This window comes from Candidatus Methylomirabilota bacterium, assembly GCA_035709005.1.
GTDB lineage: Bacteria > Methylomirabilota > Methylomirabilia > Rokubacteriales > CSP1-6 > 40CM-4-69-5.
Genome location: DASTFB010000080.1, coordinates 1 through 12,330, shown reverse-complemented (window position 1 = coordinate 12,330; position 12,330 = coordinate 1). Strand labels below are relative to the sequence as shown.

General features: G+C 70.3%; 10 protein-coding genes and 1 tRNA gene. All 11 read left to right on the top strand.

The features are described from left to right. Positions 1 to 50 precede the first annotated feature (50 nt). Entirely contained in the window at positions 51 to 2,246 is a 2,196-nt protein-coding gene (locus tag VFR64_13645; GenBank protein ID HET9490783.1) for a DciA family protein, read from the top strand. Continuing rightward, positions 2,221 to 2,991, top strand: coding sequence for a hypothetical protein (locus VFR64_13640; GenBank protein ID HET9490782.1), 771 nt, complete (start codon positions 2,221 to 2,223; stop codon positions 2,989 to 2,991). Before VFR64_13645 ends, VFR64_13640 begins: the two co-directional genes overlap by 26 nt. A 104-nt stretch (positions 2,992 to 3,095) precedes the next feature. Then, complete coding sequence (locus VFR64_13635) at positions 3,096 to 3,965, top strand: 4-(cytidine 5'-diphospho)-2-C-methyl-D-erythritol kinase (GenBank protein HET9490781.1); 870 nt, start codon at positions 3,096 to 3,098, stop codon at positions 3,963 to 3,965. A 15-nt stretch (positions 3,966 to 3,980) separates the two neighbouring features. Further along, positions 3,981 to 4,055, top strand: a tRNA-Gln gene (locus VFR64_13630). Between the two features lie 19 nt (positions 4,056 to 4,074). Further along, positions 4,075 to 5,013 (top strand): ribose-phosphate pyrophosphokinase, encoded by a 939-nt coding sequence (locus VFR64_13625; GenBank protein HET9490780.1) that lies wholly within the window; start codon positions 4,075 to 4,077, stop codon positions 5,011 to 5,013. An 11-nt stretch (positions 5,014 to 5,024) separates the two neighbouring features. Then, entirely contained in the window at positions 5,025 to 5,693 is a 669-nt protein-coding gene (locus tag VFR64_13620) for a 50S ribosomal protein L25 (GenBank protein ID HET9490779.1), read from the top strand. Positions 5,694 to 5,708: 15 nt separating this feature from the next. Next, positions 5,709 to 6,245 carry an aminoacyl-tRNA hydrolase gene (pth, locus tag VFR64_13615; GenBank protein HET9490778.1) on the top strand — a complete coding sequence of 179 codons (537 nt, stop codon included), beginning with the start codon at positions 5,709 to 5,711 and terminating at the stop codon, positions 6,243 to 6,245. Positions 6,246 to 6,320: 75 nt separating this feature from the next. After that, complete coding sequence (gene rpsU, locus VFR64_13610) at positions 6,321 to 6,515, top strand: 30S ribosomal protein S21 (GenBank protein HET9490777.1); 195 nt, start codon at positions 6,321 to 6,323, stop codon at positions 6,513 to 6,515. Positions 6,516 to 6,588: 73 nt separating this feature from the next. Next, positions 6,589 to 9,051: a Smr/MutS family protein gene (locus VFR64_13605; protein HET9490776.1), complete on the top strand. Its 2,463-nt coding sequence runs from the start codon at positions 6,589 to 6,591 to the stop codon at positions 9,049 to 9,051. After that, complete coding sequence (gene dnaG, locus VFR64_13600; GenBank protein ID HET9490775.1) at positions 9,051 to 10,925, top strand: DNA primase; 1,875 nt, start codon at positions 9,051 to 9,053, stop codon at positions 10,923 to 10,925. The genes VFR64_13605 and dnaG overlap by 1 nt, the downstream gene beginning before the upstream one ends. Then, the coding region (locus tag VFR64_13595) for a sigma-70 family RNA polymerase sigma factor (GenBank protein HET9490774.1) at positions 10,918 to 12,330 on the top strand (1,413 nt) is incomplete at its 3' end. The genes dnaG and VFR64_13595, both read left to right, overlap by 8 nt.

Genomic DNA, 12,330 nt, shown 5'->3' with positions numbered 1-12,330 from the left:
AGCCCAAGATCCTGGTCTGGCCCTCGAAGGCGGGGGTATGATAACGACCGGTGAAGTCGACCAGGCCGCGGCCCATCGCTGACCTGCTGACGAGCGCAATGCCCGAGCTCGAAGGGCCCCTGGCCCTCGACCGGATGCGCCGAGCCTGGCCGGAGATCGCCGGCCGGGAAGTAGCCCGGCATGCGCGCCCGTGGCGGCTGGTCAACGGCTGCCTGGAGATCGTGGCCGACAACTCCCCGTGGCTCCACGAACTGACGCTACGCGCGCCGGAGTTGAGCGCCCGCCTGAGCGCGCGCTTCTCCGACGTGCGGAGCCTGCGCGTGAGCCTCGGCCCACTGCCGGCGACGGTCACGCCGCCCACGGCGCGCCCGCCCCGACGCCGGGCCCTCAGCCGGGACGAGGCGCAGGAGATCGACACCGCCGTGGCGACGATCGCCGACGAGCAGGCGCGTTCGGCGGCCCGCCGGCTGCTGGTCCGGGCACGCCAGGCCTCGATGGGGGGGCTACTGGCGGTGCTCACTCTCGCGGGCGCGCTTCCCGCCTGCGCCAACATGGGGAAGCTCGCCACCCAGTTCGAGCGACCGACTCCGCGTCAAGCGGCCGCGCAGCCGCTGACCCCGGCCGCCGAGGCGTACTATCACTACTCGATCGCCCAGCTGCACGCCCAGGCCGGCCGCTTCAAGGAAGCAGTGGCGGCGATTCAGGAAGCGATCAAGCGCGACGAGCGCTCCGCGTTCCTGTGGCGGGAGCTGGCCCATTGGCTGGCGCGCATCGAAGAGCCCGAGCAAGCCCTGGCCGCCGCCCGCAAGGCCGTGGAGATCGCCCCCGACGACCCGGCGGGTCACCTGACCCTGGCCGAGCTCCACCGGGGACAGCGCCGGTATGCGGAGGCCGAGGCCGAGCTCGAACGCGTCATCGCGCTGAACCCCGAGGCCCAGGAGCCCTATCTCACCCTCGCCCGCTACCACGTCGAGCGCAAGGCGTACGATCGGGCCCGAGAAGTGCTGCAGCGTCTCATCGAGCGGCACCCGCGTCTGGCCCAGGCGCACTTTCTGCTGGGCCGCCTGGCCATCGAGACCGATCAGCTCGACGAGGCCATCACCCGTCTGTCCCGGGCCGTCGAGCTCGACCCCGATCACGACGGCGCCTGGACCGCCCTCGGCTACGCCTACGAGGCCAAGCGCCAGCCGGACGAGGCAGTCGCAGCCTACCGGCACGCGGTCCAGTCGAATCCGGACAACCCGACTTTCGTCGAGCGGCTGGGCGATCTGCTGATCCGGCTGGGCCGGTTCGCGGAAGCCCAGAGCGAGATCGAGTCGTTGACCGAGGTCGCCCCCAGGGATGCCCGGCTGTGGACCAAGCTGGGAGCCGTGTACTACGAGCAGAAGCTCTGGGACAAAGCTGTCGAGGCCTTCCGGCGCGCGGTGTTGCTGGAAACGAACAACCTCCGGGCGCGCTACTTCCTCGCGGCCAGCCTGATGGAGGGCGGCCATGACGACGACGCGAGGACCGAGCTCGAGCGCATCCTCCGGCTCGACCCCCGCTCGATCGACGCCCGGGTACAGCTCGGCTTCCTGCATGGGCGCGCCAAGCGGTACGACGAGGCCATCGCGGTGCTGCGGGAGGCCGTGAACCTGGAGCCCAAGCGGGCCGAGCTGTTCCTGTACCTGGGCAGCGCCTATTTCCGGGACAAGCAGTACGATCGCGCCGCCGAGATCCTGCAGGAAGGCCTCATCCTCGACGACAAGAGCAAGGACCTGCACTTCCAGCTGGGCGTCGTCCTCGAGAAGCAGCAGCGCTTCAAGGAGGCCGTGGGGGCGTTTCGCCGGGTGATCGCGATCGACCCCAAGCACGCCGAAGCCTACAACTACGTCGGCTACATGTACGCCGAGCGCGGCGAGAACCTCGACGAGGCGGTCGAGCTCATCACCAAGGCCCTGGATCTGGAGCCCGACAACGGCTACTTCATCGACAGCCTGGGCTGGGCGTACTACCAGCAAGGTCGCTATGCCGAGGCGCTGCGCGAGCTCGAGCGCGCGGTACAGAAGACCAAGGAACCCGACCCGGTCATCTTCGATCACCTGGGCGACGCCTACGTCAAGGCCGGCCGGCACGACGATGCGCTGGCGGCGTGGGAACGGTCACTGCAGCTGGACCCGACCGCCGCCGGCATCAAGAAGAAGGTGGACGAGCTCCGGCAGCGTCTGGGGCGACTCAAGGGTGAGCCCTCGAAGGCAACTCCGTAGCGCCCTCGTCCTCGCTCTCGTCCTGCTCGCCGGCTGTGCCCGGGCCCTGCCGCCGCTCCGGGCTCCCATCGACCCGGAGGTGCACCGGGCCATCGATCTGCTGACGGCGCGTTGGCGGGAGTTCTCGGATCTGCGAACGGTCGCCGACATCCACCTGCAGCGTCGCAAGGAGCGGCACGCCCTCACCGCGATCGTCCTGGCCAAGGCCCCGGCCTCGCTGAGGCTCGAGGCCCTGTCCCCCTTCGGCCAACCCCTGCTCGTGATGACCATCCACGACAGCCAGCTCGTCGCCTACAACGCGGCCGACCACCGTGCCCTGATCGGGCCGGCCACCGCCGACACCGCCGCACGCCTGCTCGGCCTACCCTTCAGCCCCGACGACCTGGTGGGCGTCCTGGCCGCGCGCGCCGTCCCGCCCAGGGACCTCCGGGTGGCCTCGCTGCTCCCGGCCGACGAGCACGGCCCCTCGCTCGAGCTCATCGGCACCGATCACCGGCAGCGCGTCTGGATGGACTTTCAGAGCGGGGTGATCCGCCGCCTGGAGATCACGGGAGGGCGCTACGAGGCCCTGGTCACCTACCTGCGCGACGGCGATGGGCGGCTGCGCGGCTTCGACCTGAGCGCCGCCAATGAGTACCTGACGGGCTCGGTGCGCTACCGGGACCCCGTGTTCGACGGAGGCATCGACGCCGAGCGCTTCCGGCAGACGCTGCCTCCCGGCGCCCGCGTCGAGCACCTGCGCTGACCGTTCCAGACCTTCGAGAAATCGGGCGCTTACGTTGACGCTACCGGGGGTGCGTGGTACGCTCGGCTGCCTTGTCGAAGGGGTCGGGAGGCGGTCGCCGTTATGTGCTCAGCGCCGCAGCCAAGGTGAACCTGGTCCTGGAGGTCCTGGGCAAGCGTGACGACGGCTACCACGAGATCGCGACGGTCATGCAGACCGTCGACCTGACCGACCGGCTGACCCTCGAGGAGTCCGACGCCGTCGACTTGCGCGTGAGCGGTGCAAGCGTGCCGGCAGACGCCACGAATCTCGCTGTGCGGGCCGCCCTGGCCCTGCGAGCCGCCGCGGGCATCGACCGGGGTGTGCGCGTGGCGCTGGACAAGCGAATCCCGGTGGCGGCCGGGCTGGGTGGGGGATCGGCCGACGCGGCGGCGGTGCTGGTCGGGCTGAACCGCCTGTGGGGTCTGCGCTGGCCCCGGGCCAGGCTCGAAGAAGTCGCCGTCGGTCTGGGCATGGACGTCCCGTTCTTTCTGCAGGGCGGCGGGGCGCTGGCCACCGGACGGGGCGAGGTCCTCGCGCCGGTCGCGACCGGGGGATTGGGCCTCGTGCTCGTCAATCCCCGACACGGCTCGAGCACCGCCGAGGTCTATGGCCGCGTCACGCCGGCGATTTACTCGGACGGCCATCGAGCCCGGGTGATGGTGCTGGCGCTGGGCAGTCGCCGCGCGACCCGGGTGGCCGCGAGCCTTTACAATGGGCTCGAGGCGGCGGTGGCCCCCTGCGCCCCCGAGATCGGGCGCATGCGGGCGGCGCTGCTCGCGGCCGGGGCGCTGGGCGCGGCCATGTCGGGCAGTGGACCGACGGTGTTCGGGGTGGCGCGCTCGTACGAGCATGCCCGCCAGATTCGGGCGCGCGTGACCCGGCCGTCCTGGGCGTGCTGGGCGGTGCGGACGACACGGGGGCCGGCAGTCCAGATACGGAGCGGTGCACGATGAGGGCGGACGGGATGCTGGGGCGTGGCCAAGCGGTAAGGCGCGGGACTTTGGATCCCGTATACGGAGGTTCGAATCCTCCCGCCCCAACCAACGCCAAGCGAGAGACGCGATGACCTACGACCTCAAGCTGTTCACAGGCAACGCCAATCCCTCTCTGGCCCAGGAGATCGCCCGCTATCTGCATCTGCCGCTGGGCGATGTGGAGGTCTCCCGGTTTTCCGACGGCGAGGTCTTCGTGCAGGTCAACGAGAACGTCCGGGGCACCGACGTGTTCGTCGTACAGCCCACGTGCCCGCCCGTGAACGACAACCTGATGGAGCTCCTGGTGTTGATCGACGCGCTCAAGCGGGCCTCGGCCCGGCGCATTACGGCCGTGCTGCCCTACTACGGCTACGGGCGACAGGATCGCAAGGTGCAGCCCCGGGTGCCCATCACGGCCAAGCTGGTCGCCGACCTGCTCACGGCCGCCGGGGTGGACCGGGTGCTGGCTCTCGACCTCCATGCCGGACAGATCCAGGGCTTCTTCAACATCCCGGTCGATCACCTGTTCGCGGCACCGGTCATCGTCGACTACCTCGGCAAGAAGGATCTTCGCGACGCGGTCATCGTGTCGCCCGACGCCGGCGGGGTCGAGCGGGCCCGGGCCATCGCCAAGCGCCTGCGGGCCGGGCTCGCCATCATCGACAAGCGGCGCGAGGGGCCCAATCAGGCCATCGCCATGTACCTCATCGGCGATGTGCGCGACAAGGACACGGTCGTCATCGACGACATGATCGACACGGCGGGCACCCTGACCCAGGCGGTGGGCGCGCTGGAGCGCGAGGGGGCCCGGCGCATCCTCGCCTGCGGAGTCCACGCGGTGCTCTCGGGCCCCGCGCTCGATCGCCTCCAGGCCGCGCCGCTCGAGGAGGTCGTGGTCACCAACTCGATCCCCGTCCCCGAGCACAAGCGACTGCCGCACCTGACCGTGCTCACGGTGGCCCCCATCCTGGGCGAGGCCATTCGTCGCATCCACGACGAGGAATCTGTGTCGACCCTGTTCATCTGAAGGAGCGATTCATGCCGACGCAAGTGCTCACGATCCGACGCCGGGAAGGCACCGGCAAGCAGCGGGCCAAGCAGCTACGGCGGAGCGGTGTCATTCCAGCCGTCCTCTACGGGGGAGCCCAGCCGGAAGCCGTCACCGTCGATCCCCGGGCCGTGCTGCGCATCATCCAGGGGCATCAGGGGTCCACCCAGCTGCTGACGCTGAGCTTCGAGGGCGAGGCCGGGACCCGGATGGCCATCATCCGGGATATGCAGTTCGACCCCGTGAGCGAGGGGCTGCTCCATGTCGACCTGCAGGAAGTGCGGGCCGACCGGGCCATCACGGTGCGGGTCGCCGTCCACCCGGTGGGGGAGGCAGCCGGCGTCAAGGATCAGAAGGGCATCCTGAACATCGTGCTGCACGAGCTCGAGGTCTCTTGCCTGCCGACCATGATCCCCCAGCGGATCGACGCGGATGTGTCGGCGCTCATGATCGGCGACGTGCTGACCGTGGGCGACCTCCAGGCGCCGGAGGGGGTCCGCCTGCTGAACGCCCCCGACCAGGCCGTGGTGACGGTATCCCCGCCGATGGCGGAAGAGGTCGTGGCGGAGGTGGCGGCGCCGGCGGTGACGGCGGAGCCCGAGGTCCTGACCGAGCGCAAACCGAAGGAGGAAGAGCCGGCCGAGAAGGCCAAGAAGTAGGCGCTCGCGCCAGCGGTGGGCGTCGTGGTCGTCGGTCTGGGGAACCCGGGTCCCGAGTACCGGGCCACGCGACACAACGTCGGCCACCGCGTGCTCGACCTGCTGGCCCAGCAGTTTCGACGGGCCTGGCGCCGGGAGGGCCCGACGCTGATCGCCCGGGGCCAGTGGCGTGGCGAGCCGGTCACCCTGGTCAAGCCCCAAACCTTCATGAACCTGAGCGGGCCGGTCGTGGCCGCGGCGCTTCGCCGTCACGGGGCCGACGCCGGCGACCTCATCCTCGTCTACGACGATATCGACCTGCCCATGGGGACCGTCCGCGTCCGCCTCAAGGGCAGTCACGGCGGCCACAACGGCGTGCGGTCCGTCCTCGAGGCGCTCGGCACGGAGAACGTCCGGCGGGTGAAGGTCGGCGTGGGCCGGCCCGAGCGCAAGGAGGCCATCCCCGATCATGTGCTGGAGGCGTTCCAGCCGGACGAGCTCCCCGTGGTGGCCGAGGCCGAGAGGCTCGCCGCCGAGCGGGTCCTGGAGCTGATCACGGCTTCCTTGAAGTAGCGCGTGGGGGCGACCGATGGTATATAGTTTTCGTTTAGCCAGCTGGTGGTCGCCGTCGCGGAGGGGGGGAGTCGAGTGACCAAGGTGATCGTCGAGCCCGACGAGTCCTTCGAGAGCGCTCTCAAGCGCTTCAAGAAGCAGTGTGAGAAGGCCGGGCTCCTGTCCGAATTCAAGAAGCGGCAGCACTATGAAAAGCCGAGCGTCCGGCGGAAGCGCAAGGCGCTCGCTGCACGCAAGAAGGCCAAGCGCCGCGAGCGGCTGAACGATTAAACCCGGCAGCACCGCCGACTCAGACGCCGGCACTCCCGTGGCTTCGGGCGGTAAGCGAACGAGGCGAGACGCGATGGAGGCGGGCTGCATCTGGAGCCGGGGCATCGAATGGGAAGCCGTGGGCGCCTTGCTCGCCAGTGAGGCGCTGACGTTCATGGGGCGGGACCTGGCCGGGTCCCTCTCGCCACTCTTCGATGCGCCCGCCGTGCAAGCCGAGCTCGAGTCTACTGCCCAGGCTCGTCGCGTCCTGCCCCTGACCGGCTCCCCTCCCCTCGATACGGTCCCCGATGTCCGCCAGACCCTGGAGCGTTGCCGGATCCCCGGCAGCATCCTGGAGGGCCTCGAGCTGGTCAGCCTGCGCATGACCCTGGAGGCCGGCCCCCGACTGGTCGCCTGGGGACGGACCACCGGGACCCTCGCCCCCGAGCTAGCGGCGCTCGCCACCTCCCTGCCCGCCACGGGGCCGCTCCATGGCCAGCTGCAGCGGGCCCTGGATGACGATGGCGGCGTCAACGACGGTGCCAGCCCCAGGCTCGGTCAGGTGCGGCGGGAGATTCGCGATCGACGCCAGCGGCTGCTCGGTGAGCTCGAGCGCATGCTGGCCGGGCCGGATGCCGAGCGGCTCTATGCCGACCGCTTTGTCACGGTGCGTCACGGCCGCTACGTGCTGCCGGTTCGAGCCGAGGCCCGGGGCCGCGTTCACGGCATCGTCCACGACCGTTCCCAGAGCGGGCAGACGGTATTCATGGAACCCGGGGACGTCGTGGAGTCCAACAACGACCTCGTCCAGCTCGCCCGGGACGAAGAAGCGGAGACGGCTCGCATCCTGGCCGAGCTCACCGATGCGGTCCGCGCGCGACTGGACGACCTCGAGCAGCTGGTCCAGACGGTCGCCAGACTGGATCTCGTGTTCGCCCGCGCCCGCCTCGCCGATCGGATGGGCGCCACCATGCCGCGCGTCAGCGGGGAGCGCCGGGTCCACATCAAGGGGGCCCGACATCCGCTGCTCCTGGCCCAGAGCTGGGAGCATCCCGACCGCCCCGTCGTGCCCGCCGACCTCGAGCTCACCCCTGACCGCCCCGTCGTCGTGATCACCGGACCCAACGCCGGCGGCAAGACCATCGCCCTCAAGACGTTGGCGTTGCACGCGCTGATGGCCCAGAGCGGTTGCCACATCCCCGCCGAGGACGGCTCCTGCCTGCCGGTCTTCACGCGGCTGCACGCGATCATCGGGGACGATCAGAGCGTGGCCGAGAACCTGTCGACGTTCTCCGCCTTCGTCAAGCAGGTCCGGGAAATCCTGGCCGAGGCGGATGAGAGCTCGCTCGTCCTGCTGGATGAGCTGGGAGCAGGCACCGACCCGGACGAGGGGGCGGCCCTGGCCGAGGCGATTCTGGAATCCCTGGTCGAGCGCGGAGCGCTCGTCATGGCCACCACCCACCTGGAGCCCCTCAAGGCGTTCGCCAGCACTCATCCCCGTGCGCGGAATGCCTCCGTCGAGTTCGACGCCGCGTCCCTGGCCCCCACGTTTCGTCTCCGCTACGACCGCCCGGGACAGAGCCTGGCGTTGACCATCGCGGCCCGCCTCGGCCTGGCCCCCGAGCTGATCGCCCGGGCCGAGAGCCACCGCTCGCTGCACGCCACGCGGCTGAGCGAGCTGCTCCGCTGGCTGGACGAGTACACTCGGTGCGAGGCCGAGCGGGTGATCGCCATCGAACGTCGCGAGCAGGAAACGGCCGCCCGGTTGGCCGCCGCCCGCGACGCCGAGGCCGCCGCCGAGCGCAAGGCGCGGGATACCGTCGCTCGGGCCAAGGAGGAGGCGAGCCGGTTGCTCGGAGACATCCGTCGGGCCATCAGCGCTGAATGGGAACGGCTCAAGCGCTCCGAGCGCTCACGGCGCGACCTGGACGCCAGCCGCCGGCGCCTGCGCGAGGCCACGGTCAAGGCCATGCCCGACCCGCCGGCTCCCGCCGACACCGGCGCCTCGCTCGAGCCTGGTGCAGCCGTCGCCGCCGACCATCTCGGCCTCAAAGGCGAGCTGGTCGCCGTCGCCGGCGACATGGCGACCGTCCGAAGCGGCGCGATCACCATCCGCGTCCCCCTCACCGCCCTTCGTCCGCTCAGCGTCGGGACGACCGCAACCGGGAGCGCCGGGGGGGTGGCGACCCCACTTGGGACCCGTTTCCCTCGCCCCAATCGCCCCCACGGATCGATGGAAACGCGCAACGCAGCCGACGCCGCCAACCTCGTGGTCCCGAGGGGGGTCGCCACCCCCCCGGCGCGCGCAGTCGCGACCGAGCTGATGCTGATCGGCAAGAGGACGGACGAGGCGCGCGACCTCGTGGAGCAATATCTGGACGACGCCTTCATGGCCGGCCTGCCGACCGTGCGCCTCGTACACGGCAAGGGCACCGGAGCCCTGCGCAAGAGCGTCCGCGACCTGCTGGCCGCCCATCCGCTGGTGGAGTCGTATCGAGACGGGGAACCCGCGGAGGGCGGGGCCGGCGCCACCGTCGCTACTCTCAGGATCAATTGATGGCCAGCTACTCTCCCGCCCTCCTCGACGAGATCCGCGCCAGCGCCGACATCGTGGACCTCGCCGGGCGGTTCGTGAACCTGCGCAAGGCGGGCGCCAACTGGAAGGGGCTGTGCCCGTTCCACGCCGAGAAGACGCCCTCGTTCATGGTCAACCCCAAGCGGGGGATCTTTCACTGCTTCGGCTGTGGCGTGGGCGGGGACGTCTTCGGGTTCCTCATGAAAATGGACCGCCTGACCTTCCCCGAGGCCGTCCGCGCGCTCGCCAAGACGGCCGGGGTGACGTTGCCCGAGGATCGCACCGCCCGGCAAGACTCGGGACGGGAGGAGCTCTACCGGGTCATGGAGCTGGCCGCCCAGTGCTTCGCCGACGCGCTCCACCGAGCGGGCGGCGATCGAGCCCGCCGGTACCTCGAGCAGCGCGGCATCGATCTCGAGGTGGCCCGACGCTTCCGGCTGGGGTACGCCCCCGAGGGCTGGGACAACCTGCTCGGGTTCATGCGCGGCGAAGGCGTCCCGGCCGAGGCGCTGGAGACTGCCGGCCTGGCCGTACGGCGCGAGGCCGGCGGCGGCCACTACGACCGTTTCCGGGGGCGCCTGATCTTCGCCATCCGCGACGCGCAGGGACGCGTGGTGGCATTCGGCGGACGCGCCTTCGGTGACGAGACCCCGAAGTATCTCAACTCCCCCGAGACGCCGATCTACACCAAGGGCAATCTCCTCTACGCCGCCGATCTGGCCCGCGCCTCCATCCGCGAGCGCAATCGCGCCTTGCTGGTGGAGGGCTACGTCGACTGCCTGATGGCCCATCAGCACGGCTTCACCGAGACCGTGGCCGCGCTGGGCACCGCGTTCACGCCGGCCCAGCTCGGGATCCTGCGGCGCCTGTGCGAAGAGGTCGTGACCTTCTTCGACGCCGACGCCGCTGGCCAGAAAGCGGCCGAGCGCGCGGCCGAGCTGCTCGAGCCGACGAGCTCGGGGCTGGCCTGGGGGGTGACCCGTACCGGCGCCCTGGAGACCGGCAGCCCGTTCCGCCTCAAGGCCGCGCTGCTGCCGACCGGCTACGACCCGGACAGCTTCCTGCGCGCGCACGGCGCCGCGGCGTTCCGCGAGTGCGTGGAGTCGGCCCGGAGCCTGCTCGGTTACGCGCTGGAGCGGGCCATCGCTGATCCGGACGGCGCCAGTGGTCCGCGCGCGCGAGCCAACGCCTTCGCCCGGGTCGCGCTCATGCTGGCCAAGGTCGCCGACACGGAGGAGGCCGTCCTCTTGTCGCGGGAGGCCGGAATCAAGCTCGGGGTCGACCCGGCCCAGCTCTGGATCGAGGCGCAGAAGCTCCAGACGGCGCTCCGGCGGCCGGCGACGCCGCCGCCAGCCGCCGCCACGACCGTCGAGCCCATCGCCCGGGAGCGCGACCTGATCGCGCTGCTGCTCGGCTCGCTCGGCGCCCGAGCCGTCCTGCTGCCCCGCATCGAAGACGAGGACCTGCGACACGCCGGCCTGCGGGCGATCGTGGCCGCCCTCAAGAGCCGCCCCGACGCCACCCCCGAGGCCCTGCTTGCGGACCTGTCCGACGAGAGCGCCGCCAATCTGTTATCGGCCCTGCTCGTCGTGGAGCGTGATGGCGTAGACGACAGCCAGGCCCTGATCGACCAGTTCGCGGCGCACCTGGAGCGGGAGCATCGCCTGCGACGCCAGCGGCAGATCACCCGCAGCATCAGCGAAGGCCAGACGGCCGCCGGGGGCGCCGACACGCCGCGCGAGGAGTTCGTCGCCCTGCACCAGGAGAGCAAAGTCGTGTACGAGCTAGCGGGGGGGGTCGCCCAGTCGCTCGAACTCGGGACCGCCGGTCCCCAAGGAGCGCAGACGCATGAGTGAAGAGCCCAAGCTGGAGGAGTTGGATCGGCTGATCTCGATGGGCAAGCAGAAGGGCTTCCTCACCTACGACGAGGTGAACGACGCCCTGCCCTCCGACATCGTGTCCCTCGACCAGCTCGACGACATCATGCTGATGTTCGGCTCCCTGGATATCGAGGTGGTGGACTCGGCCAAGGCGGCCCGCCTGCCCTCCGAGATCCAGCGCGCGGTCCCCGCCGAGGAGCCGGACGAAGACGGGCCGGACATCGACCTCAGTCCCGGTCCGGTCGGCCGCACCGAGGACCCGGTCCGCCTGTACCTGCGCGAGATGGGGCGGGTCGCCCTGCTCACGCGCGAGGGCGAGATCGCGCTGGCCAAGCGCATCGAGGAAGGCAAGAACCAGGTCGCCAACGCCATCCTCAGCACGAACCTCGCCCTGGAGCGCTTCCGCGAGCTGCGGGAGCAGCTGCGCCGCACCGACATCTCGGTCAAGGAGGTCGTCGACGTCAACGAAGAGGAGTTCACCGAGGAGAAGGAGGCCGATCTCACCCGCCAGGTGATCGCGGCCTTCTCCAACGTGGACCGGCTCCTGCGCGAGCGGGACGAGCTCATCGCCAAGGTCAAGAAGCTGCGGACCAAGTCGTCGGGCCGCTCGACGCGCAAGGCTCGGGGCGGGCGGGGCAAGGATCCCGCCTGGAAACGCCTGGAGAACCAGGCGGGCGACCGGCAGCGCAAGGTGCTGGACAAGCTGCGCCGCCTCAACATCGGTAACCAGATCATCGACCGCGAGGACCCGGACGCGGCGCGGCGCGGGCTCGTGCAACGGCTCCGCGACCTGGTCGAGGACATCGAGCGGGCCGAGCGAGTCATCGACCTGTGGACCAACGGCGCCACCAAGTCCAAGGAGGAACGGCAGAACCTGCTCTACGTATCGTTCCGCGAGCCCGGCGCCAACGGCGACGGGAGCAACGGCGCCAGCGACCTCCACCTCAAGGCGGCCAAGAAATTCTCCACCCTCAAGCAGCAACAGATCTGGGTGGCCCAGCAGGAGGTGAAGGCGGCCGAGGGCCGGGCCAACGCCCGGGCCGACGAGCTCAAGCGCGTGATGGCGGTCATCAAGCAGGGCCAGCAGAAGGCGGCCCAGGCCAAGAAGGAAATGGTGGAGGCCAACCTCCGCCTGGTGATCTCCATCGCCAAGAAGTACACGAATCGCGGGCTGCAGTTCCTGGACCTGATCCAGGAAGGCAATATCGGCTTGATGAAGGCCGTCGACAAGTTCGAGTATCGGCGCGGCTACAAGTTCTCCACGTACGCCACCTGGTGGATCCGGCAGGCCATCACCCGCGCCATCTCAGACCAGAGCCGCACCATCCGCCTCCCGGTCCACGTCGGGGAGACCATCAACCGCGTCAAGAAGACCGGCCAC